Source organism: Brevundimonas sp. NPDC007368 (assembly GCF_042869015.1).
Taxonomy (GTDB): domain Bacteria; phylum Pseudomonadota; class Alphaproteobacteria; order Caulobacterales; family Caulobacteraceae; genus Brevundimonas.
In genome coordinates this window covers 158,997-182,309 of sequence record NZ_JBIAFA010000006.1, presented here as the reverse complement: position 1 = coordinate 182,309, position 23,313 = coordinate 158,997, and the positions used below count along the sequence as shown (strand labels likewise).

Genomic DNA, 23,313 nt, shown 5'->3' with positions numbered 1-23,313 from the left:
CACCCTTGGCGAACCCCTCAAGCCTCGCCATTCTCTAGACATGGCGACCCCCAAGACGATCCTGATCATCGACGACGACGACGACCTGCGCGAGGCGTTGGCCGAGCAACTGGCCCTGCACGAGGAGTTTCGTCCCGTCCAGGCCTCGACCGCAACCGACGGGGTGCGTCAGGCGCGCGAGGTCCGTGCCGACCTGATCCTGCTGGACGTCGACCTGCCCGACATGGACGGCCGCGAGGCCTGTCGTCTGATCCGCAAGGCGGGCGTCTCGACCCCGGTCATCATGCTGACGGCCCAGTCGTCGGACTCCGACGCCATCCTCGGCCTCGACTCGGGCGCAAACGACTACGTCACCAAGCCCTTCCGTTTCGCGGTCCTGCTGGCCCGCATCCGCGCCCACCTGCGCAGCCACGAGCAGTCCGAGGACGCCGTCTTCCAGATCGGTCCCTACGAGTTCCGTCCGGCCTCGAAGATGATGCTGGACGACAAGGGCAAGAAGGTCCGGCTGACCGAGAAGGAAACCAACATCCTCAAGTACCTCTATCGCGCCGGGGCCAAGCCCGTGTCGCGTGAGGAGCTGCTGACCGAGGTCTGGGGCTACAACGCCGGGGTCACCACCCACACCCTGGAAACCCACATCTATCGACTGCGTCAGAAGATCGAGCCCGAGCCGGGCCAGGCGCGCCTGCTGCTGACCGACGCGGGCGGCTACCGCCTGCAGCCCTGACCTTGGCCTGACGAACTGATGAGCGAGCGTCGTCCGACCCCGCCTCTGGTGGCGCTTCGGGCCTTCGACGCCGCCGCCCGCCTGGGCAGCTTCCGAGAGGCCGCCGAGGAGTTGGGCGTCACCCCCGGCGCCGTCAGTCGCCACATCAAGGCGCTGGAGATGCGGCTGGGCCTGCGCCTGTTCGACCGCTTCAACCGTTCCGTGGTCCTGACCGCCGACGGGCGCCGTCTGGCCCAGGGCGTGGCCGACGCCTTCGAGCGGCTGGAAAGCGCGCTGGAGGCCGTGCGCCCTGGGCGTTCCCGCCAACTGCGGATCTCGGCCCTGCCGTCGCTGGCGGGCAAGTGGCTGTCGCCGCGCCTGCACCGTTTCAGCGAGGACAATCCCGACCTGGATCTGATCGTCTTCGCCGAAGACCGCATCGCCGACCTGTCCAACGGCGAGGCCGACGTGGCCCTGCGTTACGGCGAAGGGCCCTATCCCGGCCAGACGGCGCGTCGGTTGATGAGCGAACGCCTGATCCCGGTCTGCGCCCCGTCGCTGGCGGCGGCGCGCAAGGTCAACACCCCGGCGGACCTGCTGGACGCGGTTCTGATCCACGAAAGCTGGCACGACATGCCCTATTCGGACCGCATGGGTTGGAAGGCCTGGTTCGAAAGCGCCGGCGTGGTCGATCCGCGCGTCCACAACCTGCGCGGCCCCGTCTTCAGCCACAGCCATCTGGCGCTGGAGGCCGCCCTGTCGGGCCGCGGCGTGGCCCTGACCTCGGCGCCCCTGGCGGCGGACGACCTCAAGGAAGGGCGACTGATCCAGCCCGTCGATCACGCCCTGACCAACAACCTGGCCTATTGGGCCGTGGTCCTGCCTGAGCGCGCCGACGAGCCCAAGCTGCGGCGCTTCCTCAACTGGATCGAGGCCGAGGCCCACGTCGATCCTGTCGGGTGATCGGAACTCACGCGACCTAGCCTAACCGTGGTTTGTCCACAGGGGCGCGAGGGTCCATGTTCGAGGGGTTCGGATCTCCCCGCCGACAAGGAACCTCATCATGAAACTCGTGCATCCCCGCGCCCACGGCCTGTCGTTTGAAGCCGTCGTCGTCTTCACCGGCAGCGTCACCCTGATCCTGCTGAGCGTTCTGGCCGGCGCCAAGCTGCTCGGCGCCGCCTAAAACCGAGCCGGGCTGAGTTCAGCTCAACGCGGGCGCCATTCGCTGAGAAGGGCGCCCGTGGCTCCATCCTCGAAGGCCAGCCGGTCCAGCCGCAGCGCGGCGACGCAGACCGGCCGGCTCTCGGCGTCCTTCTGGGCGCACTTCACGGCCTTGCCGTCGGCGAAGGTCGTCAGCCGTCCCTCCAGTCGCAGCGCATACCCGCCCGGCGCCGGCGTGGCTGCTGCGCCCTTTTCTCCCCGAATGACATGGGCGTAGGCCTGACCCTGGCGTCGGCCCAGGCGTGAGCCGTCGGCTTCGATAACGGCCGCCAGCCCCGCCGTGCGTTCCGGCGGGACCACCACAGGCGGCGGCGGCGTCTCGCCGGGCTTGGCGGATTTTGACGCCTCGGCTTCGACCTTGGCCGCGTCGGGCTGCATTGCGGGCGCAACGACAGGCGTCGCAGTCGCTGTCGCGGGGCAGGCGTCCAGCCCGCTCCATGGCCGTGCGATCCAGAAGCCTTCGACAGCCTCCCATTGATCCAGACCCGCTTCCAGCGCGGGCCCGGCGCCGCTGGCCAGAACCCTGGCCTTCAGGTCTTCGGGCGTGACCGTCAGGGTCAGGCCGCCGTCGGGGTTGCGGATCAGGCGGGGCAGGCCGGGCACCGCAGAGCCGGCGTCGCGGATCATCCCGCCGCAGCCGAAGGGCAGGCGAACCGACACGGTGCGGCCGCTCAGGGCGGCGTCGCGGTCACGGCCCTCGGCCAGGGCCGAACCGGCCTCGGTCAGGGCGGCCAGAAAGGCGGCGCGGTTCAAGGTGGAGTCGATCACGACCGTCGGCGCGGGTGAAGGGGCGGGGGGCGCCGCCGCTGGCTCGGGCTCGGGGGGGCGCTGACACCAGACCAGCAGCGGCAGGGCGGCGAGGACAGCGACGGGCGCGACGAGACGGGTCGTTGTGATCGGCATGGAACCAGCCTAACACGAGAAACGCTGAAGGGCGCCCCCAGCCGAACGACCGGCATCCGCAGCGGGGGCGAGGGCCGGGGAGGGTCCGCGCGCGCGTGACGCTGGATCAGATCATCGCACTCATTGTCCTGGTCGCCGTGGTCGGGGTGATGATCCACGGGCGGATGCGGTCCGACGTGGTGGCCCTCAGCGGGGCGGCGGCGCTGCTGCTGCTCGGCGTGGTGCGCCCGGTCGAGGTCCAGAGCGCCTTCGCCAGCCCCGCGGTCATCGCCCTGGCCGGGCTGTTCGTCATCGCCTACGCCATCGAGCTTTCGGGCCTGCTGGGCCTGATGATCCGCAAGGCCACAGCCCTGTGTCGACGTTTCGGCGCGGTCGGCATCTGGGCGGTGATCGGCCTGTGCGGCTCGGTCGGCGGCTTTCTGAACAATACGCCGGTGGTGGTTCTGGCCGCGCCCGTGGTGCGCGACATGGCCAGGTCGCTGAAGCTGTCGCCCAAGCGTTTCCTGATGCCGCTCAGCCATGTGACCGTCCTGGGCGGTCTTCTGACCCTGATCGGCACCTCGACCAACCTGCTGGTCAACGACATGGCGCGCAATGCGGGACAGCCGGTGTTCAGCCTGTTCGAGATCACGCCCGTGGGCCTGGTCATCGCCCTGGTCGGCGGGTTGTGGCTCTACTTCTTTGGCGCCCGACAACTGGGCCGCTCGGCCACGGCTGAGGAAGAGGCCGAGGCTGAACGTGAGCGTCAGCAGGCCGAGGCCTTGGCCTTGGCGGAAGCTCAGGCGGGCGGACGTCGGCTGCGTCTCGGTCGCTGGCGCCTGCCCTTCGCCTGGCCATCCTTGCTGCATTTGGGGGAAAGCCGCAACCAGCGCGACGGCACCGGCGACGCCCACCTGGGCGACGTCGAGATGTACGCCTCGGCCGACCGTCCCCTGCAATGGAAGCGGGCGCTGATCGCCCTGACGGTCTTTGTCCTGGTGGTGGCGGCGGCGGGGCTGGGGATCGCGCCCATCGCGGCGGCCGCCTTCGCCGGGGCGGTGGCCCTGATCCTGCTGGGGGTGCTGACGCCGGACGAAGCCTATTCGGGGCTGAAGCCCGACATCCTGCTGCTGATCGCCGGCATGGTGGTGGTCGGCACGGCCATCGAGGTGACGGGTCTGGCCGCCCAGGGCGCGGGCCTGCTGATCAAGGTGATCCGTCCGTTCGGGCCGCTGGGCGCCCTGATCGTCCTCTACGGCGTGACCCTGTTCGCGACCGAGCTTCTGTCCAACGCCACGGTGGCGGTGCTGGTGACCCCGATCGCGGTGGCCCTGGCCGAGAGCCTGGGGGTCGATCCGCGCCCCTTCCTGGTGGCGGTGATGATGGCCGCCTCGGCCGCCTTCGCCACCCCCTTCGGCTATCAGACCAATGTGCTGGTCTATCAGATGGCCGGCTACAGCTACCTGGATTTCGTGCGGGTCGGTCTGCCCCTGAACCTGATCACCTGGGCGGCGGCCATGATCGCCATCCCCATCTTTTTCCCGTTCTAGGGCCGGTGTTGCGGCGTCAGACGTCCAGATCCATCACGACCGGAGCGTGGTCGCTGGGCCGTTCCCATTCGCGCACCGTGTCCAGAATGCGGGCGCTGCCCTTGACCACGGCGGGCGTCAGGCCCGGCGAGGTCCACAGATGGTCCAGCCGCAGGCCCCGGTTCGACACCCGGAAGTCCTTGGCGCGATAGCTCCACCAGCTGGCCAGCTTGACCGGGTCCGGGATCTGGTCGCGCACGACATCCGCAAAGCCGCCGGCGTCCTGCAGGCGGCGCAGGGTCTCGATCTCGCCCGGCGTATGGCTGACGACCTTGAGCATGAACTTGTGATTGAAGACGTCGTTGTCGCCCGGCGCGATGTTGAAGTCGCCGGCCAGGACCAGGGGCCGCTGCCGGTCGCGGGTCTTCATCTCTGCGGTCAGCCGCTCATAGAAGTCCATCTTGTGATCGAACTTCGGGTTCAGCTGGCGGTCGGGAATGTCGCCGCCGGCCGGGATGTAGAAGTTCTGCACCTCGACCCCGCCGATCAGGCCCGAGACGCAGCGGCCGTGACCTTCGCGACAAACGTCGAGCGCAGGGCCTTCGCCGTCGAGGATGGGCAGCTTGCTGGCGATGGCCACGCCGTGCCAGCCCTTCTGGCCGCGGATCTTCAGATAGGGCAGGCCCATCTGCTCAAAGGCTTCTCGCGGGAACTGGTCCTCGGTGCATTTGATCTCCTGCAGACACAGGACGTCGGGCGCGTATTCGGCGACGAAGCGGGCGATCTGGTCGACGCGCAGACGGACCGAGTTGATGTTCCAGGTGACGATGCGAAGGGTCATGGCCCGGCCTTAGCACGGCCAAAAGCGCGGATGGGCCATGAAAAAAGCGCCCGGAACGGGTCCGGGCGCTGTTCAGTTCGTCTCTCTCGCCGCCGGGAGGGGATGATTCCATGGCGGACAGAACGGCCGCCGCCGTTCTGTGGTCAGAATGTCACACGAACGAAAAAAGTCAAATCAAGAAAATGAGTCAAGGTTGTGCCGTTCCTGCGACGCTCCGCTCTGGTTGCGACGCCTAGTTGCGGCTGGGGCGGCGCGTGGGATCGCGCAGCTGGAACAGGCTGGCGGCCAGGCCCGAGGCGGGCTGCAGCGAGGTCAGCTGGATGCGGGTGCGCGACCCTTGCGCGTCGGTGATGGTCCATTCCTGCAGGCGCAGGGGCGACCCGGCGAAGGCCAGGATGACCGAGCCCTCGTTGGGCTTGGAGGCGTCGCGGGCGGTGATGGCGAAGGCGCCCGACGCCATGCGGGTGACGCGGTCGACGCGCACGCCCTGATCCAGCCGGACTTCGCGCGCCAGGAAGGTCGACAGCGGGGTGGCCCGCAGCGGCACCTGGCGGAAGACGTTGAGGCGCGGGTCGTAGCGCTTGACGTTGTTGCCGTCGGCCACGACCAGCAGGCCCGCCGGCTCGCTGTATTCGAAACGCATCTTGCCGGGACGCTGCAGCCAGAACTTGCCGGAGCGCTGCTGGCCGCCGGGGCCGGTCTCGACGAAGTTGCCCTGCGCCGCCGTCAGGGCGGTCAGATAGGCCTGGGCCTGACGCAGGGTGGCCTGATCTTCGGCCGACAGGTTGGACTGGGCCGAGGCGGGCGCGGCGGCGATGATCGCCAAGGCGGCGGCGCTGAAGCCGAAGGCGCGGCGTGAAAGGGTCATGTCTTGTCTTCTCCCGTTCGGGATGGTGATCGGATGGTCATCAAGCCGCAGGCAGACGGCGACCCCATGACGCCAGCCTGACCATATTTCGGCGGCCCGATGAAGCGGTGTTCATTGTTTTTAGGGTCCTAACGCTCGCCGCGCGGCGGCTCGCTGCTTGAGGACGTGAGGGGTTCCAACGGGTGCAGAGGGCGCGCGGTTCCGTTTTGTGACCGGCTTTCGGCGCTGAAGCAGCGAGGCTCCGCGAGCCGAGCGATAGCGCCCGGCGACGAAGCCGCCGCCCTCGGCGCAGCCGAGACTACATCGGAGGAGGCCCGGCCAGGATGTCGCGCTTGCCGGCGTGGTTGGCGGGGCTGACGACGCCTTCCTGCTCCATGCGCTCGATCAGGGTGGCGGCGCGGTTGTAGCCGATCTGCAGGCGGCGCTGGATGTAGGAGGTCGAGGCCTTGCGATCGCGAGTGACCACGGCCACGGCGCGGTCGTAGAGGTCGTCGCCCGACATGCCGTCGCCGTCGCCGCCCATGGCGCCGTCGCCGTCGCCGTCCGGCTCGTCGGTGATCAGGTCGAGGTAGTCGGGCTCGGCCTGGAGGCGCAGATGCTTGCACACCTCCTCGACCTCGTTGTCGCCGACGAAGGGGCCGTGCAGGCGGGTGATGCGGCCGCCGCCGGCCATGTAGAGCATGTCGCCCTGACCCAGCAGCTGCTCGCCGCCCTGTTCGCCCAGGATGGTGCGGCTGTCGATCTTGGAGGTGACCTGGAAGGAGATGCGGGTTGGGAAGTTGGCCTTGATGGTGCCGGTGATGACGTCCACCGACGGGCGCTGCGTGGCCATGATCAGGTGGATGCCGGCGGCGCGGGCCATCTGGGCCAGGCGCTGGACGGCGCCTTCCACGTCCTTGCCGGCGACCAGCATCAGGTCGGCCATCTCGTCCATGACCACGACCAGATAGGGCATGGGCTCGGGGCGGATCTTCTCGCTCTCGTAGACCGGGCGGCCCTGCTCGTCGAAGCCGGTCTGGACGGTGCGTTCGAAATGTTCGCCCTTTTCCTGGGCTTCGCGGGCGCGCTCGTTGTAGCTGGCGACGTTGCGGACGCCGAGCTTGGACATCCGGCGATAGCGGTCCTCCATCTCGCGCACGGTCCACTTCAGGGCCACGACCGCCTTCTTGGGATCGGTCACGACCGGCGCGAGAAGGTGCGGGATGCCGTCATAGACCGACAGCTCCAGCATCTTGGGGTCGATCATGATGAAGCGGCACTCGGCCGGCGTGTGGCGATAGAGGATCGACAGGATCATGGCGTTGACCCCGACCGACTTGCCCGAGCCGGTGGTGCCGGCGATCAGCAGGTGGGGCATGCGCGCCAGGTCGGCCACGTAAGGCTCGCCGCCGATGGTTTCGCCGAGCGCCAGCGGCAGGAGGTGGCTCTTCTTGTCGTATTCACCGGACGCCAGCAGGTCGCGCAGGAAGACGGTCTCGCGCTTGGCGTTGGGTAGTTCGATGCCGATGGCGTTGCGGCCCTGCACGACCGAGATGCGGCAGGCGCGGGCGGACATGGAGCGGGCGATGTCGTCGGCCAGGGCCACGACGCGACCGTGCTTCACGCCGGGGGCGGGCACCAGTTCATAGAGGGTGACGACGGGGCCGGGGCGGATCTGGTCGATCACGCCGCGCACGCCGAACTCCTGCAGCACGCCTTCCAGCATCTTGGCGTTCTGCTTCAGCGACTCCTCGTCCACGGCGCCGCCGCGCTGGCCGGGCTTGGTGAGGATGCCGAGCGAGGGCAGGTCGAAGCCCTCGCCGGGCTCAAAGTCGAAGGTTTGCTGGTCGGCGGTGTCGCGCGGCTTGGGCGCCTTGACCGCCGCCACGCGGGGCTCGACCGTTTTCGGCGCGCGGGCCGAGGGCGGGGCGATCGGCGCGGCGGGGGCGGCGTCTTCCCACGGCGGGGCGTAGGCGGCGGCCTCGTCGTCGGCGTAGGGATCGGCCGCATAGGGGTTGTCGTCGACGGCGGGCCCGGCGGCGGGCATGGCTTCTGGTTCGAAATCGGGCTCGGCTTCAGGCAGGCGGTGGCGCGGCTTGCGGGCCGGAGCGGCGGCTTCAGCCACGATCCGGGCGTCACCCTTGAGCCCGGCCCTGGACGGCGTCTTGACCTTGGCGGGGCGGTCTGCGCGATGGGCGGCGTGCTGTTCGGCGGCCCAGCCGGCCGTGTCAGTGAAGTCGCGCAGGCGTAGGCCCACGGCGTAGCCCAGGCTCCACAGACCCAGCATCAGGAACAGGCCCCCGGCGATCCAGCGCCCGGCCGGGATGTGCAGGGCGGCCAGCCCTTGCGCCGACAGGCCGGTCACGCCGTCGCCCCACAGACCGCCCAGGCCGGCGGCCAGCGGCCATTTAGCGGGCGCGGCCAGGGCCGAGAGGGCGGCGGACAGCAGCAGGACCCCGGCGATGGCGCAGAAGACCTTGAAGGCCGTGGGCTGCAGCCGGTGTTGAAGGGCGTCGCCGATGGCCACCGCCAGCCCGAAGGCGATCAGCAGCAGGACGGCGGGCCAGGCGGCCAGCCCCAGGGACTGCATCATCAGGTCGGCGAAGGTCGCGCCGGTTCCGCCCAGCCAGTTGGTCGCGCCTTGCGTCGAGGCGGCGTTGAGGCTGGGGTCGGCCGGGTTCCAAGAGATCATGGCCACCAGCAGCAGGCTGGCCAGCAGGGCTTGCAGCACGCCGCGGAACCGCACGGCGAAGGGCGCGCCCCAGACGATGCGGGCGGTGGACCAGGCGCGTTGGCCGAGCGCGAGGGCGACGGACATGAAGGCGAACCTCAGAAGACTAGGTCTCCCTTGTCGCGCGACAGGGTTAAGGGGCTGTTTACCAGGCGACGATCCGGTCGCCGCGACGTCTGGCCCCGCTCGTCGCCTCTGGACGCGGACGGCCATCGGCGCGACACAGGCGGCATGGCTCAAACGGACTACGACATCATCATCGCGGGCGCGGGACTGGCGGGGGCGACGTTCGCCCTGGCGGCGGCGCAGGGCGGACTGAAGCCGGTGCTGGTCGATCCCCAGCCGTTCGACGCCCAGCTGGCGCCGACCTTCGACGGGCGCTCGACCGCCATCGCATATTCGACCTTCCGGATGCTGGACGCGCTCGGTCTGGGCGAAAGCCTGCGGCCCCACGCCTGCCGCATGGATCGGATTCTGGTGACGGACGGCAAGCGCCCGGGCGCCGCCAGCCGTCCGCCGTCGCCAGCCTATATCCGCTTTGACGCCGATGAGATCGGCGACCGCAACGGCGGCGAGCCCCTGGGCTACATGCTGGAGAACCGCCGCATCCGCACGGCTCTGGCCGAGGCGGTGACCGCCGCCGGGATCGAGGTCCGGGCCCCCGCCGCCGTGGCCGGGGTCGAGGTCGGGCCAGGGCTGGCCACGGTGCGGCTGAAGGACGGATCGAGCCTCAAGGCGCCTCTGGTCGTCGGCGCCGAGGGGCGCGGCTCGACCGTGCGCCAGGCGGCAGGCATCGACACCTTCGGCTGGGGCTACGGCCAGAGCGGCGTGGTGGCGACGGTCAAGCTGGGCCGCGATCATGGCAATGTCGCCCATGAGTATTTCCTGCCGGACGGCCCCTTCGCCATCCTGCCCCTGACCGAGCAGCGCGCCAGTCTGGTCTGGACCGAGAGCACGCGCCGGGCCGAGGCCCTGAAGGCGGCCTCGGACGAGGCTTTTCACGCCCACCTGATGCGTCGCTTCGGCGAGTTCCTGGACGGGGTCGAGGTGGTCGGGCCGCGTTTCGTCTATCCGCTGTCGCTGCAACTGGCCGAGAAGCTGACCGCGCCGCGCATCGCCATCCTCGGCGACGCCGCCCACGGGGTGCACCCGGTGGCGGGGCAAGGGCTGAACATGGGCCTGAAGGACGCCGCCGCCCTGGCCGAGGTGCTGACCGACGCCGTGCGCATCGGCGAGGACATCGGCTCGGAGCTGGTGCTGGAGCGCTACGCCCGCTGGCGTCGGTTTGACAATGCGGCCCTGGCGGCGGGCTTCGACGGTTTCGTGCGGCTCTTCTCCAACGACATTGCGCCGGTGCGGCTGGCCCGCGACCTGGGCATGGCGGCGGTGAACCGCATCGCCCCCCTGCGCCGCGCCTTCATGCACGAGGCCGGGGGCGCGACGGGGGATCTGCCCCGCCTCCTGCGCGGCGAGAGCCTCTAAAGCGAAGAGGCCCTATCGCTCGCGCCGCGGGCGCTCGCTGCTTGAGGGCTCTCCTCCCCATGCAATGGGGAGGTGGGATCGGCGGCGCAGCCGACGAGACGGAGGGGCTCGGTCGAGCTTGGCGCCGCCGGCCCCTCCACCGCTACGCGGTCCCCCTCCCCACGAGTGGGGAGGAAGGATCACCTAGTCGTGGGTGTGCAGAAGGACGTCGGCGTCGTCGCGGCGGTCGGCCTCTTCCACCGCGCAGCGCAGGGCCGAGGCGCGGGTCTGGAACAGGCCGAAGAAGAGGCCGTCTGAGGAGGCCAGGCGCCAGACCCGGCCCAGGCGACGGATCTCGAACAGGACAGGCGCGGTCATGGGCGTGGCTCGATGTGGTGCAGGCGGTCGGCCTGGCGCTGCAGCTGGCGGGCGATGCGCAGGGCGGCTTCGCGGTCCTTGAAGGGGCGGGTGGCGCAGTCGTCCAGGGTGACGCACCAGCCGCCGTCGCGGGCGACGACGCCATAGGCGCGATGACGGTGGGGCGAAGCGGGCCGCGCGTCGGGATAGCCGCTCATCATCGCGGGCGGCCCTGGTTGCGGGGCGTGCAGCCGAGATAGAGGGCCAGAACGGTCTGGGTCATGCGCCAGACCGTGGGCGGAGCGGCAGGCTTCAGGGACTGGTTCAGCAGGGCGCGGCGGCTCATGGGGGTCTCCTTCATGAGGCGAAGAAGACACCCGGGCGGCGTAAGGGCGCGATGAGGAAAGCGGGGCGCCGCCTAAGGGCGGCGTAAGGGTCAGTCCAGCGAGCGGGCGTCCTCGGCCAGCATGATCGGCACGCCGTCGCGGATGGGGAAGGCCAGCTTGGCGCCGGCCGAGATCAGTTCGTTGCGCTCGCGGTCATAGGTCAGGCGGCCGCGCGTGACCGGGCAGACCAGGACCTCCAGCAGGCGGGGATCGACCGAGACGGGGGTGTTGAAGGCGTCGCTCATAATTTTAGGGCCCTATCGTTCGCGCCGCGGGCGCTCACTGCTTGAGGGCGTTTTGCGCCCAAATTTCCGCCGCGCGGCTGTTGCCTCTTAGCGTTCTGATGTGTCCGGCGCCAACCGCGTGCGCGACTTCACTGCATCGCCGGGCCGTCGTCGTCATCGTTGGCGGCGGCCTCGATGCGCAGGAGGGCGGTCAGGGCCTCGGCGCGGGCGTCAAGGGTCTCGGCTTCCAGCAGGGCCTGCTTTTCGGGGGCCTCGAAGGGCAGGGCCATGGCCAGGCTGTTGATCAGGGCCTCCTGCGGCGCGGCCTCGGCGGTCTCCCAGTCCACGTTCAGGCCCCGGTGCTCCAGATAGGGGCGCAGGGCGTCGAGGAAGCCGTGACGGTCGAAATCAGCGGCGGGATCGGGCGCGCGCAGATCGGCTTCGAACGGCGCGAAGTCGGCGCGGACCTGACGATAGGGCGTCTTGACCTGCAACTCTCCGGCCACGTTGAAGCGGCAAATCCCGGTCAGGGTGATCAGATAGCGGCCGTCCGAGGTCTCGTTGAAGCTGGTGATGCGCCCGGCGCAGCCGACGCGGGCCAGCGGCGGCTGGACGCCCAGACCGCCTATGGGCTGGATCAGGCCGATGACCCGGTCCCCGGCCATGGCGTCGTCGACCATGTTCAGATAGCGCGGCTCGAACACGTTCAGCGGCAACTGGCCGCGCGACAGCAGGATCGACCCCGGCAGGGGGAAGACCGGGATCACCTGGGGCAGCTCGATCGCCTTGATATAGCCCTGGGCCATCGCCGGTCTCCGATCAGGCGAACAGGATCGACGACAGGCGGCGGCGGCCGTCGCGGGCGACCTCGCTGGTCGCGCCCGCCGCCTCGAAGACAGTCAGCAGCTGCTTGCGCGCCGCCTGATCGTTCCACTCACGGTCGGCCTTGACGATGGCCAGCAGCTGATCGACGGCGCCGTTCAGGTCGCCCGTCGAAGCCAGGGCCAGGGCCAGGTCGTAGCGGGCCTGATGATCGTTGGGATCGGCGGCGATCCTGGCCTCCAGGTCGGCGTTGGCGCCGGTCGGGGCCGAGGCGGCCAGGGCCAGCTGGGCGCGCACGCTCTGCACCATGGGGTCGGCGGAATCGGCGGGGGCCATGGCGATGGTCTGGCGCGCCTGTTCGGCGTCGCCCTCGGCCAGATAGACCCGGGCCATGCCGGCGATGGCCTTCTGGTTGTCCGGCTCCATGGTCAGGACGTGGGCGAAGGCCTGGGCCGCGCCGCCGAGGTCGTTCAGCGACAGGGATTCCTCGCCCAGCGACAACAGTTGTTCGACGTCGGTGTTGACCCCGGCGCCGCCGGTCAGCTTGTCGATGAAGGCCTTGATCTGGCTTTCGGGAATGGCGCCCTGGAAGCCGTCGACCGGCTGGCCGTTGACGAAGGCGTAGACGGTCGGGATCGACTGGACCCGCAGCTGGCCCGCATAGGCCGGGTTCGCATCCACATCGATCTTGACCATCTTCACCGCGCCGGCGGCGCCGCGCACGGCCTTCTCCAGAGCGGGGCCGAGGGTGCGGCACGGACCGCACCAGGTGGCCCAGAAGTCGACGATGACCGGCTGATGTTTCGAGGCCTCGACCACGTCGGCCATGAAGCTGGCGTCGGTGCCGTCCTTGATCAGGTCGTCGGAAAGCTTGGGATCGGCGAAGGTCATGATCGGGTCCGCATCAGGGTCGAAGAATCGTAACGGATCAGATGGCGTCGGGATGCCTCCTCATCAAGCGCCAAGTGAGAGGCCTGAGGCGTCTGGCCGCAAGGGGCGCCGGTCCGGCGTTGAAAAACAGAGTCCAATTCGTCTGGGCCTGACGGGTCTGGGCCTGACCCGCGGGGCGGCGACCGCCGAGCCGATCAGCAGGGCGCCGGCCAGGGCGCCGCCCGCCGCCGGACCGCAGATCGCGTTGAGCGTCCCCGGCCTCGAGGCGGGCAGAGGCGACAGGGCGGTCGATCCGGTCAGGGCCAGACCGACGCCGCCCACGGCGAGGGCTTTCGACAACAGTCGCATGCACCGTCTCCCTTTGAGGGTCTGAGGCCACGAACATCGCTCGCGCCGCGCGAGCGCAGGGCGAAATAACGACGATACTAGGCGGGGCGACGCCGGGGAGACAGGGCGATTCCGGGAAACGCGGCGTTCCGCAAGCGGAAGCCGGAAGACGCCGAGAGGGAGCGTCGATTTGACAATCGGGATTTATACAACATATTGCGCAATATATTTCAGGATTGAATCGATGATGACGTCACGCGCTTTTTTCTCCTTGGTGGCGTTGGTGATGCTGACCCCCGCGTCCGTCCGGGCGCAGACCCTGGATCAGGGGGCGCAAAGAGAGGTGGTGGCGCGCCTGGAGACGGCGCTGAAGCAGAACTACGTTTTTCCCGACCGCATCCCCGCCATCTCGGCCGAACTGGACCGGCGGGTTCAGGCCGGGCCGATCGAGGCCAGGCCGTTCGCCGAGAGCCTGTCGCAGGGTCTGGTCAAGGCCAGCGAGGACCTGCACTTCAGCGTGTCCTTTGATCCCGACGAGGTCGCCGCCGACCGTCAGGCCAAGGCGGGCGGGGAGAGCAGCACCCAGGCGCGACGCGACATCGAGCGCGCGGCCAATTTCGGTTTCCGTGAAGCCCGAAGGCTGGACGGGGACCTGGCCTATATCCGCTTCGACTTCTTCGCCGACCCGCAATACGGCCAGGAGGCGGCGGTGGGGGCCATGCGCTTCGCCGAAGGGGCCAAGGGGCTGATCTTCGACCTGCGCTACAACAACGGCGGGGTTCTGGAGATGGCCCAGTTCCTGATGAGCTACCTCTATCCGGCGGGCAAGGATCAGCTGTTCTTCGACTACAACTACAACGAAAAAGGGGTTCAGGTGGCGCGCAGCCAGTGGAACCTGGCCGCCGTGTCGGGCCCGAGGTTTGCGGACATGCCGGTCGTGGTCCTGACCGGTTCGACCTCCTTTTCCTCGGCGGAATGGATGGCGTTCTCGCTGCAGCGCCTCGGCCGGGCGACCGTGATCGGCGAGCAGACCGCCGGCGGCGCCCATCCCGTCACCCGGGCGCCGATCGACGACCGCTTCATGCTGCAGGTGCCCTTCGGCCAGATCCGCGATCCGATCAAGGGTCAGGATTTCGAGGGGGTCGGGGTGACCCCCGACCTGATCGTCCCGGCCTCGGACGCCCTGCTGGCGGCGCAGAAATTCCTGCTGCAGAGCCGGGCGGAGGCCGAGGATGCGGACGCCAAATGGGCGCTGGTTCCGGTCGAATGGGCGATGACGGGCCAGAGGCCCAGCCCCCGCGATCTGGATGAGGCGGCGGGGACCTATGAGGGGCGGGCCCTGGTGCGCACGTCCGGCGGCCTGGCCTATCATTGGCGCGAGCGCTTTGTTCTGGCGCTGGACCCGATCGGCAAGGATCTGTTTGCGGTTCAGGGCACGGATGACTACCGCTTTCGTCTGGTGCGGACGAACGGCGCCGTGGTCGGGTTGGAACGGGTGTGGAAGTCCGGCGAAACGGCCGCCTATCGTCGCCTGGATTGAGGAGACGTCAGGCGAATGATCGAGTTGAACCGGACCTATCTGGGCCGCCTCAGCGAGCAGTTGAGCGAATTGATCGAGCAGCAGTCGGCCGAGGTGTTCAAGCGCGCCGGCCTGGTCATTCCGGTCAAGTCGTCGTCGCTGTTGAGCGCCATCGCCATGCTGGGTCCGGTCTCGGTCGCCGATCTGGGGCGGGCGCTGGACCGTTCGCACCAGCTGCTGCAGCAGAAGATCCCCAAGCTGGTGACCCTGGGGCTGGTCAGCCGCCAGCCCGATCCCGCCGACCAGAGGGTGAACCTGATCGCGATCACGGAACGAGGGCGCGATCAGCTGGCCCTGCTCGATAGTCTGGATGGCGCGTTCGAGCGGGCCTACGCCGAGATGGAGCAGGACGCCGGCCCCGTGTTCGACGCGATCAAGCGCGCCATCCAGTCCCTGCAGGCCCGGTCTCTGGCCGCGCGCATGGACGTCTAGCGACTCAGTCCAGGGCGTCGAAATCCACCACCAGGGGCGCGCGGTCCAGCAGGCTCAGGAGGCGGCGGAAGTCGGCCTGAGACAGGGCGGTGGTCGCTGTATTGGTCAGGGGGTGGAAGTTGACGATGTCGGCCTCCCACAGGCGCTGGTCCAGGACGAAGGTGACGCGGCGATTGACGTCGTTGATCAGGCCGAGCGCCGTGACCGAGCCGGGGCGCACGCCGAGGGTCTCCCACATCAGCACCTCGTTGCCGAAGGACAGGCGGTCGGAGCCGAGGGTCCGATGGGCGCGCTTCAGGTCGATGACCGTGTCCTGGGCCGCCGAGATCAGCCACAGCCGGCCCTTCTTGTCCTTGAGGAAGAGGTTCTTGGTGTGGAGGCCGGGCAGGTCGGCCTTGAGCTCCAGACCTTCCTCCACCGGGAAGACGGCGGGGTGGTCGTGGGTGGTCTGCGTGATCGCGTTGTCGGCCATCCAGGCCAGCAGGCGGGCGCGGTCATAGGACGGAACAGTCAGTTCAGGGGCGGTGTCGGTCATCTCGGCCTTGTCGGACGGGCGGGGGGGGCGATAGGGGAGAAGACGATATCGTTACCCCCTGTTCGACCTGTTTGGGAGCCCGCGTCTTGGAACTGGAATGCTATCCGATGACCGCCCGGCCGTGCGACCTGGTGCCGGGCCGCCAGTCGCGCAACTGGATGGACGCCTTCGCCAGCCGGCACCCCTATCGCTGTCTGCCGCTGAACATGGCCAACACCACGGGGTGGGAGATCCTCTGTCCCTTCGGCTTCACCGCCGAGTGGAACGGCGGGCCGGCCCAGTCCGACATCAAGATCACGCCCGACCGGCACCAGCCGGAGATGGACCACTTCGTCACCTCGCACTTCTCGCGCGGGGTGCTGACCATGCACCCGCAGTATCTGTTCAGGACCCCGCCGGGCTGGGGCATGCTGGCGCAAGGCTCGCCCAACCACGTCAAGGACGGCATCCAGCCGCTGACGGGCCTGATCGAGACCGACTGGCTGCCCTTCCCCTTCACCATGAACTGGATCTTCACCCGGCCGGGCAAGGTGCGGTTCGAGAAGGGCGAGCCCTTCTGCTTCATCCTGCCGATCGAGCATCGCAAGGTGGAGGCCTTCGAGCCGGTGATCCGCTCGCTGGACTCCAACCCCGGCATGAGGGGCCAGTTCGACGCCTGGAACCGGGCCCGCACCGACTTCAACACCCGCCTGGCCTCGGGCGACCCGGACGCGGCCAAGGAGGCCTGGCAGCGCTTCTACTTCAAGGGCGAGGTGCCGGAGGACCTGGGCTCGGCGCCGGCCACCCACGCCAACAAGCGCCGGCTCAAGACGCCTCGGGTCGGCTGATTTTTTTTTGGGGCCTACCGCCCTTCGGGCTACTTGAGGCCGTGATCACAGACAGAAACGCCCGCCTCAGCGATGAGGCGGGCGTTTTTTAGCGCGGAAGTCTTCGCTTAAGCAGCGAGCCGCCGCGCGGCGAGCGATAGCGCCCTTGCGTCTTACCTGGGAGCCGGCCGCGTCACGCGCGGCCCGAGGTTGTTGATGACCTCGCGCGCGTCGAAGGCGTTGACGTCGCCGGCGGGCTTGGGTCCGCGACCCATGACGATCTCGGCCGTGGCCTCATAGCGATCGACCTGACGGATGTCGCGGTCGCGACCCCAGTAGGGATCCCAGGTGCTCCAGTAGCCGCGCTGGTAGAAGCGCCACGACGGACCCCAGTAGGGGCCGTAGCGGTCGTAGTAGAAGGGATCGGGCGTCGTGTAGAAGCGGGTGTCGCGGTCGGTGGCGCGGGTGACGGTGGCGAACCAGTCGTAGCCGTTCTCGACCGTCAGCTCGGCCGAGCGCAGCAGCAGGGACATCTCGACCTGATCGCGCGAGGTGACCGAGTTGCCCGAGAAGCTGACGGCGTAGCGATTGGCTTCCAGACGCTGCTCGGCGTAGCCGCCGCGCTGGCCGTTGAGGCCGGCCGGCTGATAGGGGGTGGCGGTGGCGCAGGCGCCCAGGGCCAGAGCCCCGGCGAGGGCGACCAGAACCGACGTCTTACGAAGATTTCTCATGGGAGGTTCTCCTTGAGCGTTCACTGAACGTCCTTGGTGCTGAACGACAGGTGAACAGCCAAGTTCCTGAGGCTGCGACACAGACGCCTATCCGTGCAATCTGGTGACGATCAGTATCGCCGCAAGGATCAGCAGGGCGCCGACGAAGATGCCGAAGCCGCGCTTGAAGCGGGGCTGGTTCATCCGGTTGGCCAGGGCGGCGCCGCCGAGGCCGTAGGCGCTCATCGACAGGACGTCCATGCCGATGGTGGCCAGGGCGAACAGGGCCAGCTGGGGCGCGACCGGGCGGTGCACGTCGAGAAAGGGCGGCAGGACGGCGGTGAAGAAGAGGATGGCCTTGGGATTGGCGATTTGGACGGTGAAGCCGTCGATCAGGGCGCTGCGCCCCCGCCTGACCTCGACATGATCCGGTTCAGCGGCGGTGGCGAAGGCGCCGCGCAGGGCCTTGATCCCCAGCCAGGCGACATAGAGGGCGCCGAGGACGGCGATAATGCGAAAGACCTGGGGGAAGGCGGCGACCAGGGCGCCGAGGCCCAGGGCGGCGGCGGCGAACCAGACCAGGGTGGCGGCGTTCATGCCGACCACGCCGATCAGGGCCGAGGCGCGGCCCTTCTCCATGCCCGTCGCCACGGCGAACAGGTTGGCCGGGCCCGGGGTGATGGCCATGACGGCCATGACGCCCAGGAAGGCGGCGTAGAGATGCGGATCGACAGGAAGCGCGGCCATGGCGTCCCCTTTCCGGCGGGGGACGGGTCAGGTCAAGCCTTGTCGGACGGGATCAGGCCTCGGCGGGCGGCGCGGGCGGAGCCGGAGGCGCGAGCGGGGCGTCGAAGGCCTCGTGGACCTCTTCGATGGCGTCCAGCGACTGGCCGACGGCGTAGTCGGCCATGAGGCCGTAGGTCACCATCTGGTCGGGGTCGGGCTGGGCCCAGGCGCTGTTGACCGCCAGGCCCTGAACCAGGGGGGCGACGCCGGCCATGGCCTCGGCCACGACGGCTTCGATGTCCACATCGGCGAGGGCCTGCTGGGCGATCAGGTTCGCCTGTTGCGCGGCGACGCCGGTGAAGGCGGTCACGTGGGGCTGGTACTCGGACCACAGGGCGGCGATGCGCAGGCCCTTGGCCGTATCGCCCAGAGATGCGTCCGCCTCGATGGCTTCGGCGCGTTCGCCGAACTCCTCCATCTTCTTCTCGAAGTCGGCGGCGGCGGATTCCAGCTGAACCTCGGCGGAGGTCTTGGCCTCCTGCGCCACGGCGGCGGAGACGGGCAGCAGGGCGAGGGCGGCGGCGAGCGACAGGGCGCGGATCATCACGGGGCTCCTTGAGCGGACGCCGCAAGGTCCGCCGAACGCCGCCCGGCCTCAAGTGAAATCGCGGTAAGGCAGGGGCGGCCTCGACCTGAAGCCGGACCGCCCCCCGTTCTGACCTCAGTTGGGCGTCGCGACGACCGTGGCGGCCGGAGCGGCGGCGGCCGCCGTGATCGCCTGCTGGACCGCGACGCGGATCTGCGGGGCGATGCCGCGAATGGCCGTGCCGACCTTGCCGCGGGCGTCGGTCAGCTGCTGGCGTTCGGCTTCGTCTGTGGACGCCGCCAGTTGACCGTCGAGGAAGGTCTCGAAGGCCGAGGCGAAGGCGTCGAAATCGGGCTGGTAGCTGGCCAGGATGGTGTCGGCGGCGGCCATGCGCTTGGCTTCGTCGCCGCCGTCGGGGCCGTCGACCACGGCGCTCAGTTCGGTCTGCAGGCTTTCCATGCGGGCCTGGAAGGCCTCGGCCTTGGCCTCCATCTCGAGCTCGGCGGGGGACTTGGGCTTGGCGGGGGCGGCGGCCTCGGCGGGGGCGGCCGGGGCGGCGTCCTGGGCGAAGGCGGGCGCGGCGAAGGCGAGCGTCGCCGCGGCGGCGGCGAGGGTCAGACGCAGGGACATGTAAGGAAGGCTCCGGCAGGGCGGGAGTGCGATACTCGCCGCAAGACAAGACCGAGGGTTCGGTTGAAGGCGAAGTTGGCCTTGTCAGACGCCGAGAGCAAGCGTCAGCATGGGGGCATGAAACGATCTTTTTTTCTGCTCGGCCTGACCGTTGCGGCGGGTCTGTTGTCCGGCGGGGCGCCGGCGGACGCCCAGACAGGCAGCCCGGCGCGGGCCTATGCGACGTCCGGCGACTGCGCCGGGCGGCCCGCGACCACGGTGCGGACGGCGCCCGGCCTGTGCCTGGGTCTGGTCTGGCAGGGCGCGGGACACGAGGGGCCGAGGATGCCGCGCGGCCTGATGCAACTGGCCGACGGCGACTGGCTGGTCACCGACCTGGGCGGCTGGGAGGCCGGCAGGGGGGCGGTGTGGCGGCTGTCGTTCAACGCGGACGGCGCGGCGCAATGGCGGCGTCTGGCGCGGGGCCTGTCGATGCCGCACACCGTGGCGCGCGGGCCGGACGGACGCATCTATGTGTCCGAGATGAACCGCATCCTGACCCTGGACCCCGAGGCGGCGGACCCGGCGGCCAGCGTGCGGACCGTGATCGGCGACCTGCCGGACAACCGGCTGCACGACAACCGCCACCCGCTGTCGAGCTTCGTCTTCGACGGGAACGGCGACCTGCTGGTCAATGTCGGGGCGCCCAGCGACCGCTGTCTGGACGCGGCGGGCAAGTCCAAGGCGGATGCACGCGGGGCCTGCGTCGAGGAGGCCGTCACCGCTCAGGTGCGACGCCACGCCTATCTGGGCGCCCATGAGGGGGAGGGGCGCTGGGCCGAGGAGAGCAGGGTCTTCGCCAGTGGGCTGAGGAACTCCATCGCCCTGGTGCGGCATCCGTCGGGGACGGTGCTGCAGGCCGAAAACTCGGTCGATCTGGCCACGCCCGAGCATCCATTCGACGAGGTCAATGTGCTGCGTCAGGGCGGGCATTACGGCTGGCCCTATTGCGTCGATCTGCAGACGCCCTTGCCGGGCTGGCCGGCGCGTCAGGCGCGCTGTGGCGAGCGGGATCGGCCCGTCGCCCTGCTGCCGCCGCACGCGGCGCCGCTGGACATGATCTATTACGAGGGGGCGATGTTCCCGGAACTGCGCGGGCGGCTGCTGATGACCTGGCACGGCTATCGGCGCACGGCGGGACGGATCACGGCGGTGGAGACGGATGCGCAAGGCGTGCCGCTGACCGATGTGGGCGGGCGTTACGCCATCTATCCGCGTGGATCGCTGGCCTATCCGGCCGGGGCGCCGAGCGTGAAGGGCAGGGTGCTGACGCCGGGCTGGGACCGGGTGGCGGGGCGTCAGCCGCGCGGCTCACCGGTGGTCATGGCGGTCGCCGCCGACGGCTCGATCTGGGTCACGGACGACCGCAGCCGGGCGATCCTGAGGATCGCCCGGCCCTAGTCGTTAGGGCTTAGCCCTGGGTGCGGGCGTCGCGCTTGGCCAGGACGCGCAGGCGCAGGGCGTTCAGCTTGATGAAGCCGGCGGCGTCCTTGTGGTCATAGGCCTGGACGCCTTCCTCGAAGGTCACCAGGTCCTGATCGTAGAGGCTGTAGGGGCTTTCGCGGCCGATGACCGTGGCGTTGCCCTTGTAGAGCTTGACCTTGACCGTGCCCGAGACCTTCTCCTGGCTCTTGTCGACGGCGGCCTGCAGCATCTCGCGCTCGGGCGAGAACCAGAAGCCGTTGTAGACGAGGTGGGCGTATTTGACCGCCAGTTCGTCCTTCAGGTGCATGGCGCCGCGGTCCAGGGTGATGGACTCGATGCCGCGGTGGGCGGCCAGCAGAATGGTGCCGCCCGGGGTTTCATAGACGCCGCGCGACTTCATGCCGACGAAGCGGTTCTCGACCAGGTCCAGACGGCCGATGCCGTTGTCGTGGCCGTACTGGTTCAGGGCGGTCAGCAGGGTCGCCGGGCTCATGGCCTCGCCGTTGATCGAGACGGCGTCGCCCTTCTCGAAACCGATCTCGATGACCGTGGCCGCGTCAGGGGCGGCTTCCGGCGAGATGGTGCGCTGGTGCACGAACTCGGGGGCCTCGACGGCCGGGTCTTCCAGCACCTTGCCCTCGGACGAGGAGTGCAGAAGGTTGGCGTCGACGGAGAAGGGAGCCTCGCCGCGCTTGTCCTTGGAGATCGGGATCTGGTGCTTCTCGGCGAAGTCCAGCAGGGCCTCGCGCGAACGGAACTCCCACTCGCGCCAGGGGGCGATGACGTGGATGTCGGGGTTGAGGGCGTAGTAGCCCAGCTCGAAGCGGACCTGGTCGTTGCCCTTGCCGGTGGCGCCGTGACAGACGGCGTCGGCGCCCAGCTGGCGGGCGATCTCGATCTGGCGCTTGGCGATCAGCGGACGCGCGATCGAGGTGCCGAGCAGGTACTGGCCTTCATAGAGGGCGTTGGCGCGGAACATGGGGAAGACGAAGTCGCGCACGAACTCTTCACGCAGGTCGTCGATGAAGATGTTCTCGGGCTTGATGCCCAGCTTCAGCGCCTTTTCCTTGGCGGGGGCCAGCTCTTCACCCTGGCCCAGGTCGGCGGTGAAGGTGATGACCTCCGCGCCGTATTCTTCCTGCAGCCACTTCAGGATGATCGACGTGTCCAGCCCGCCCGAATAGGCGAGGACGACTTTCTTGGGGGCGGGCGAGGTCATCGGTCGAAACTTCCTTTCGGGAAAACGCGGGGAGGCGTGTCTGGCGCGCTTAAAGGACCAGACGCCGCCTGATGCAAGGGCATGATTGTGTTGCGGGCGCCGGATGCGAAAAGGGCGCCGCGACCGAAGCCGCGACGCCCTTTCTCATTCAGGCGGCTGCGGGGCTCAGACGAGGGCCTTCAGCTTGTCGACCAGATCGGTCTTTTCCCAGCTGAAGCCGCCGTCGGCGTCGGGCGTGCGGCCGAAGTGGCCATAGGCGGCGCTGCGGCGATAGATGGGCTTGTTCAGGCCCAGGTGCTCGCGGATGGCGCGCGGCGAGGCGCCGCCGATCAGCCTGGGCAGCTCGGCTTCCAGCACCGCCTCGTCGATCTTGCCCGTGCCGTGCAGGTCGACGTGGACCGACAGGGGCTTGGACACGCCGATGGCGTAGCTGATCTGGATGGTGCAGCGGTCGGCCAGGCCGGCGGCGACCACGTTCTTGGCCAGGTAGCGGCAGGCGTAGGCGGCCGAACGGTCGACCTTGGTCGGGTCCTTGCCCGAGAAGGCGCCGCCGCCGTGCGGGGCTGCGCCGCCGTAGGTGTCGACGATGATCTTGCGCCCGGTCACGCCGGCGTCGCCGTCAGGCCCGCCGATGACGAAGGTGCCGGTCGGGTTGATGTGCCACTCGGTCTCGTTGGTGATGAAGCCCCGCGGCAGCACCTTCTCGACATAGGGTTTGACGATGGCGGCGACCTGCGCCTGGCTGAGGCCGTCCTTGTGCTGGGTCGAGACGACGATCGAGGTGGCGCGCACCGGGCGGCCGTTTTCGTAGAAGAGCGTGACCTGGCTCTTGGCGTCGGGCTCCAGGCCCGGCTCCTGGCCCGAATGGCGGGCGTCGGCCAGAGCCTTCAGGATGTTGTGGCTGTACTGCAGGGTGGCCGGCATCAGCTCGGGCGTCTCGTTCGAGGCGTAGCCGAACATGATGCCCTGGTCGCCGGCGCCCTCGTCCTTGTCCTCGCCGGCGTCGACGCCCTGGGCGATGTGAGCCGACTGCGGGTGCAGGTTGTTCTTGAAGCGGAAGGTCTTCCAGTGGAAGCCGTCCTGCTCATAGCCGATGTCGCGCACCACGCCGCGCACCGTGTCCTCGATCTCCTGCTCGACGCCGGGCGCCCAGTTGCCTTCCGTGTCCATGATGCCCTCGCCGCGGATCTCGCCGGCCAGAACCACCAGATTGGTCGTCGTCAGGGTCTCGCACGCCACGCGCGCCTCGGGGTCCTTGGACAGGAACAGATCGACGATGGAGTCGGAGATCTGGTCCGCGACCTTGTCGGGGTGGCCTTCCGAGACGCTCTCGGAGGTGAACAGAAACGACGAACGGGCCAAGGCAGGCTCCTGCAAGACGGTGAGGCCGACAGACAT

At 69.1% G+C, this 23,313-nt stretch carries 27 protein-coding genes; 9 read left to right on the top strand and 18 right to left on the bottom strand.

All coding sequences use genetic code 11. From position 1 onward, the window contains the following. The first annotated feature begins 40 nt into the window (after window positions 1–40). The 3 genes from ACFYLW_RS14355 to ACFYLW_RS14345 all read left to right on the top strand — a co-directional run bounded on the left by ACFYLW_RS14355 (window position 41) and on the right by ACFYLW_RS14345 (window position 1,892). The gene (locus ACFYLW_RS14355; protein WP_114818220.1) at window positions 41–727 is read left to right on the top strand and encodes a response regulator transcription factor; all 687 of its coding nucleotides are present in this window, start codon (window positions 41–43) and stop codon (window positions 725–727) included. An 18-nt stretch (window positions 728–745) separates the two neighbouring features. Then, window positions 746–1,669 carry a transcriptional regulator GcvA gene (gcvA, locus tag ACFYLW_RS14350; RefSeq protein WP_312065910.1) on the top strand — a complete coding sequence of 308 codons (924 nt, stop codon included), beginning with the start codon at window positions 746–748 and terminating at the stop codon, window positions 1,667–1,669. A 100-nt stretch (window positions 1,670–1,769) separates the two neighbouring features. Then, window positions 1,770–1,892 carry a hypothetical protein gene (locus ACFYLW_RS14345; RefSeq protein ID WP_312065908.1) on the top strand — a complete coding sequence of 41 codons (123 nt, stop codon included), beginning with the start codon at window positions 1,770–1,772 and terminating at the stop codon, window positions 1,890–1,892. Between the two features lie 23 nt (window positions 1,893–1,915). Here ACFYLW_RS14345 and ACFYLW_RS14340 read toward each other — a convergent pair whose 3' ends face one another. Beyond that, the gene (locus ACFYLW_RS14340) at window positions 1,916–2,833 is read right to left on the bottom strand and encodes a hypothetical protein (RefSeq protein ID WP_312065906.1); all 918 of its coding nucleotides are present in this window, start codon (window positions 2,831–2,833) and stop codon (window positions 1,916–1,918) included. Between the two features lie 95 nt (window positions 2,834–2,928). Between ACFYLW_RS14340 and ACFYLW_RS14335 the strand changes: the two genes are divergently transcribed. Further along, window positions 2,929–4,362 carry an SLC13 family permease gene (locus ACFYLW_RS14335; protein WP_312065904.1) on the top strand — a complete coding sequence of 478 codons (1,434 nt, stop codon included), beginning with the start codon at window positions 2,929–2,931 and terminating at the stop codon, window positions 4,360–4,362. Window positions 4,363–4,378: 16 nt separating this feature from the next. On the opposite strand, the gene xth is transcribed toward ACFYLW_RS14335, so the two are convergent. The 3 genes from xth to ACFYLW_RS14320 all read right to left on the bottom strand — a co-directional run bounded on the left by xth (window position 4,379) and on the right by ACFYLW_RS14320 (window position 8,847). Beyond that, a complete protein-coding gene (gene xth, locus ACFYLW_RS14330; RefSeq protein WP_312065902.1) occupies window positions 4,379–5,182 on the bottom strand; it encodes an exodeoxyribonuclease III in 804 nt (267 codons plus the stop codon). A 232-nt stretch (window positions 5,183–5,414) separates the two neighbouring features. Continuing rightward, complete coding sequence (locus tag ACFYLW_RS14325; protein WP_292084817.1) at window positions 5,415–6,050, bottom strand: outer membrane lipoprotein carrier protein LolA; 636 nt, start codon at window positions 6,048–6,050, stop codon at window positions 5,415–5,417. A gap of 298 nt (window positions 6,051–6,348) precedes the next feature. Further along, window positions 6,349–8,847, bottom strand: a complete 2,499-nt coding sequence (locus tag ACFYLW_RS14320; RefSeq protein WP_313471850.1) for a DNA translocase FtsK — start codon at window positions 8,845–8,847, stop codon at window positions 6,349–6,351. A gap of 144 nt (window positions 8,848–8,991) precedes the next feature. Here ACFYLW_RS14320 and ACFYLW_RS14315 point away from each other — a divergent pair, with 144 nt between their 5' ends. Further along, entirely contained in the window at window positions 8,992–10,242 is a 1,251-nt protein-coding gene (locus tag ACFYLW_RS14315) for a UbiH/UbiF/VisC/COQ6 family ubiquinone biosynthesis hydroxylase (protein WP_312065949.1), read from the top strand. Between the two features lie 183 nt (window positions 10,243–10,425). Here ACFYLW_RS14315 and ACFYLW_RS14310 read toward each other — a convergent pair whose 3' ends face one another. From ACFYLW_RS14310 to ACFYLW_RS14280, 7 genes are all read right to left on the bottom strand, one after another. Further along, window positions 10,426–10,599 carry a hypothetical protein gene (locus tag ACFYLW_RS14310; protein WP_292084810.1) on the bottom strand — a complete coding sequence of 58 codons (174 nt, stop codon included), beginning with the start codon at window positions 10,597–10,599 and terminating at the stop codon, window positions 10,426–10,428. Beyond that, window positions 10,596–10,796, bottom strand: a complete 201-nt coding sequence (locus tag ACFYLW_RS14305) for a hypothetical protein (RefSeq protein WP_312065948.1) — start codon at window positions 10,794–10,796, stop codon at window positions 10,596–10,598. The genes ACFYLW_RS14310 and ACFYLW_RS14305 overlap by 4 nt, the downstream gene beginning before the upstream one ends. After that, window positions 10,796–10,924, bottom strand: coding sequence for a hypothetical protein (locus ACFYLW_RS14300; RefSeq protein WP_296178511.1), 129 nt, complete (start codon window positions 10,922–10,924; stop codon window positions 10,796–10,798). Before ACFYLW_RS14300 ends, ACFYLW_RS14305 begins: the two co-directional genes overlap by 1 nt. Window positions 10,925–11,014: 90 nt before the next feature. Then, window positions 11,015–11,209, bottom strand: coding sequence for a Trm112 family protein (locus tag ACFYLW_RS14295; RefSeq protein ID WP_292084807.1), 195 nt, complete (start codon window positions 11,207–11,209; stop codon window positions 11,015–11,017). A gap of 128 nt (window positions 11,210–11,337) precedes the next feature. Then, complete coding sequence (locus tag ACFYLW_RS14290) at window positions 11,338–11,994, bottom strand: LON peptidase substrate-binding domain-containing protein (protein WP_292084806.1); 657 nt, start codon at window positions 11,992–11,994, stop codon at window positions 11,338–11,340. Window positions 11,995–12,007: 13 nt separating this feature from the next. Further along, window positions 12,008–12,901 (bottom strand): thioredoxin, encoded by an 894-nt coding sequence (trxA, locus tag ACFYLW_RS14285; protein WP_312065947.1) that lies wholly within the window; start codon window positions 12,899–12,901, stop codon window positions 12,008–12,010. 63 nt (window positions 12,902–12,964) lie between these two features. Next, the gene (locus ACFYLW_RS14280; protein WP_312065945.1) at window positions 12,965–13,249 is read right to left on the bottom strand and encodes a hypothetical protein; all 285 of its coding nucleotides are present in this window, start codon (window positions 13,247–13,249) and stop codon (window positions 12,965–12,967) included. 265 nt (window positions 13,250–13,514) lie between these two features. Between ACFYLW_RS14280 and ACFYLW_RS14275 the strand changes: the two genes are divergently transcribed. After that, entirely contained in the window at window positions 13,515–14,768 is a 1,254-nt protein-coding gene (locus ACFYLW_RS14275) for a S41 family peptidase (RefSeq protein ID WP_312065944.1), read from the top strand. 15 nt (window positions 14,769–14,783) lie between these two features. Continuing rightward, window positions 14,784–15,239, top strand: coding sequence for a MarR family winged helix-turn-helix transcriptional regulator (locus tag ACFYLW_RS14270; protein WP_292084803.1), 456 nt, complete (start codon window positions 14,784–14,786; stop codon window positions 15,237–15,239). Between the two features lie 4 nt (window positions 15,240–15,243). Here the strand turns inward: ACFYLW_RS14270 and ACFYLW_RS14265 are convergent, their stop codons facing one another. Continuing rightward, window positions 15,244–15,774: a prolyl-tRNA synthetase associated domain-containing protein gene (locus ACFYLW_RS14265; protein WP_390183199.1), complete on the bottom strand. Its 531-nt coding sequence runs from the start codon at window positions 15,772–15,774 to the stop codon at window positions 15,244–15,246. Window positions 15,775–15,860: 86 nt separating this feature from the next. Here ACFYLW_RS14265 and ACFYLW_RS14260 point away from each other — a divergent pair, with 86 nt between their 5' ends. Then, a complete protein-coding gene (locus tag ACFYLW_RS14260; protein WP_312065941.1) occupies window positions 15,861–16,601 on the top strand; it encodes a DUF6065 family protein in 741 nt (246 codons plus the stop codon). 152 nt (window positions 16,602–16,753) lie between these two features. On the opposite strand, the gene ACFYLW_RS14255 is transcribed toward ACFYLW_RS14260, so the two are convergent. From ACFYLW_RS14255 to ACFYLW_RS14240, 4 genes are all read right to left on the bottom strand, one after another. After that, window positions 16,754–17,311, bottom strand: coding sequence for a CC0125/CC1285 family lipoprotein (locus ACFYLW_RS14255; protein WP_292084800.1), 558 nt, complete (start codon window positions 17,309–17,311; stop codon window positions 16,754–16,756). 87 nt (window positions 17,312–17,398) lie between these two features. Next, complete coding sequence (locus tag ACFYLW_RS14250) at window positions 17,399–18,037, bottom strand: LysE family translocator (protein ID WP_313471849.1); 639 nt, start codon at window positions 18,035–18,037, stop codon at window positions 17,399–17,401. A 52-nt stretch (window positions 18,038–18,089) separates the two neighbouring features. After that, the gene (locus ACFYLW_RS14245; protein ID WP_313471848.1) at window positions 18,090–18,620 is read right to left on the bottom strand and encodes a hypothetical protein; all 531 of its coding nucleotides are present in this window, start codon (window positions 18,618–18,620) and stop codon (window positions 18,090–18,092) included. A 117-nt stretch (window positions 18,621–18,737) separates the two neighbouring features. Further along, on the bottom strand, window positions 18,738–19,232 hold the full coding sequence (locus ACFYLW_RS14240) for a hypothetical protein (RefSeq protein WP_313471847.1): 495 nt from the start codon (window positions 19,230–19,232) through the stop codon (window positions 18,738–18,740). A gap of 117 nt (window positions 19,233–19,349) precedes the next feature. Between ACFYLW_RS14240 and ACFYLW_RS14235 the strand changes: the two genes are divergently transcribed. Continuing rightward, entirely contained in the window at window positions 19,350–20,672 is a 1,323-nt protein-coding gene (locus ACFYLW_RS14235; RefSeq protein WP_313471846.1) for a PQQ-dependent sugar dehydrogenase, read from the top strand. A gap of 10 nt (window positions 20,673–20,682) precedes the next feature. On the opposite strand, the gene ACFYLW_RS14230 is transcribed toward ACFYLW_RS14235, so the two are convergent. Together ACFYLW_RS14230 and metK are read right to left on the bottom strand one after the other, a co-directional pair. After that, window positions 20,683–21,915: an argininosuccinate synthase gene (locus ACFYLW_RS14230; RefSeq protein WP_312065418.1), complete on the bottom strand. Its 1,233-nt coding sequence runs from the start codon at window positions 21,913–21,915 to the stop codon at window positions 20,683–20,685. 165 nt (window positions 21,916–22,080) lie between these two features. Beyond that, complete coding sequence (metK, locus tag ACFYLW_RS14225) at window positions 22,081–23,277, bottom strand: methionine adenosyltransferase (protein ID WP_312065419.1); 1,197 nt, start codon at window positions 23,275–23,277, stop codon at window positions 22,081–22,083. Window positions 23,278–23,313 lie beyond the last annotated feature (36 nt).

Excerpts from the sequence above, each read along its gene's own strand:
- ACFYLW_RS14290 (WP_292084806.1), bottom strand. The coding sequence starts at position 11,994 with ATGGCCCAGGGCTATATCAAGGCGATCGAGCTGCCCCAGGTGATCCCG.
- ACFYLW_RS14345 (WP_312065908.1), top strand. The coding sequence starts at position 1,770 with ATGAAACTCGTGCATCCCCGCGCCCACGGCCTGTCGTTTGAAGCCGTC.
- ACFYLW_RS14310 (WP_292084810.1), bottom strand. The coding sequence starts at position 10,599 with ATGACCGCGCCTGTCCTGTTCGAGATCCGTCGCCTGGGCCGGGTCTGG.
- ACFYLW_RS14320 (WP_313471850.1), bottom strand. The coding sequence starts at position 8,847 with ATGTCCGTCGCCCTCGCGCTCGGCCAACGCGCCTGGTCCACCGCCCGC.
- ACFYLW_RS14255 (WP_292084800.1), bottom strand. The coding sequence starts at position 17,311 with ATGAGAAATCTTCGTAAGACGTCGGTTCTGGTCGCCCTCGCCGGGGCT.
- ACFYLW_RS14275 (WP_312065944.1), top strand. The coding sequence starts at position 13,515 with ATGCTGACCCCCGCGTCCGTCCGGGCGCAGACCCTGGATCAGGGGGCG.
- ACFYLW_RS14305 (WP_312065948.1), bottom strand. The coding sequence starts at position 10,796 with ATGAGCGGCTATCCCGACGCGCGGCCCGCTTCGCCCCACCGTCATCGC.
- ACFYLW_RS14295 (WP_292084807.1), bottom strand. The coding sequence starts at position 11,209 with ATGAGCGACGCCTTCAACACCCCCGTCTCGGTCGATCCCCGCCTGCTG.
- ACFYLW_RS14240 (WP_313471847.1), bottom strand. The coding sequence starts at position 19,232 with ATGTCCCTGCGTCTGACCCTCGCCGCCGCCGCGGCGACGCTCGCCTTC.
- ACFYLW_RS14270 (WP_292084803.1), top strand. The coding sequence starts at position 14,784 with ATGATCGAGTTGAACCGGACCTATCTGGGCCGCCTCAGCGAGCAGTTG.
- ACFYLW_RS14230 (WP_312065418.1), bottom strand. The coding sequence starts at position 21,915 with ATGACCTCGCCCGCCCCCAAGAAAGTCGTCCTCGCCTATTCGGGCGGG.
- ACFYLW_RS14235 (WP_313471846.1), top strand. The coding sequence starts at position 19,350 with ATGAAACGATCTTTTTTTCTGCTCGGCCTGACCGTTGCGGCGGGTCTG.
- ACFYLW_RS14245 (WP_313471848.1), bottom strand. The coding sequence starts at position 18,620 with ATGATCCGCGCCCTGTCGCTCGCCGCCGCCCTCGCCCTGCTGCCCGTC.
- ACFYLW_RS14325 (WP_292084817.1), bottom strand. The coding sequence starts at position 6,050 with ATGACCCTTTCACGCCGCGCCTTCGGCTTCAGCGCCGCCGCCTTGGCG.
- trxA (WP_312065947.1), bottom strand. The coding sequence starts at position 12,901 with ATGACCTTCGCCGATCCCAAGCTTTCCGACGACCTGATCAAGGACGGC.
- ACFYLW_RS14265 (WP_390183199.1), bottom strand. The coding sequence starts at position 15,774 with ATGACCGACACCGCCCCTGAACTGACTGTTCCGTCCTATGACCGCGCC.
- ACFYLW_RS14300 (WP_296178511.1), bottom strand. The coding sequence starts at position 10,924 with ATGAGCCGCCGCGCCCTGCTGAACCAGTCCCTGAAGCCTGCCGCTCCG.
- ACFYLW_RS14340 (WP_312065906.1), bottom strand. The coding sequence starts at position 2,833 with ATGCCGATCACAACGACCCGTCTCGTCGCGCCCGTCGCTGTCCTCGCC.
- ACFYLW_RS14280 (WP_312065945.1), bottom strand. The coding sequence starts at position 13,249 with ATGCGACTGTTGTCGAAAGCCCTCGCCGTGGGCGGCGTCGGTCTGGCC.
- ACFYLW_RS14315 (WP_312065949.1), top strand. The coding sequence starts at position 8,992 with ATGGCTCAAACGGACTACGACATCATCATCGCGGGCGCGGGACTGGCG.
- gcvA (WP_312065910.1), top strand. The coding sequence starts at position 746 with ATGAGCGAGCGTCGTCCGACCCCGCCTCTGGTGGCGCTTCGGGCCTTC.
- xth (WP_312065902.1), bottom strand. The coding sequence starts at position 5,182 with ATGACCCTTCGCATCGTCACCTGGAACATCAACTCGGTCCGTCTGCGC.
- ACFYLW_RS14355 (WP_114818220.1), top strand. The coding sequence starts at position 41 with ATGGCGACCCCCAAGACGATCCTGATCATCGACGACGACGACGACCTG.
- ACFYLW_RS14250 (WP_313471849.1), bottom strand. The coding sequence starts at position 18,037 with ATGGCCGCGCTTCCTGTCGATCCGCATCTCTACGCCGCCTTCCTGGGC.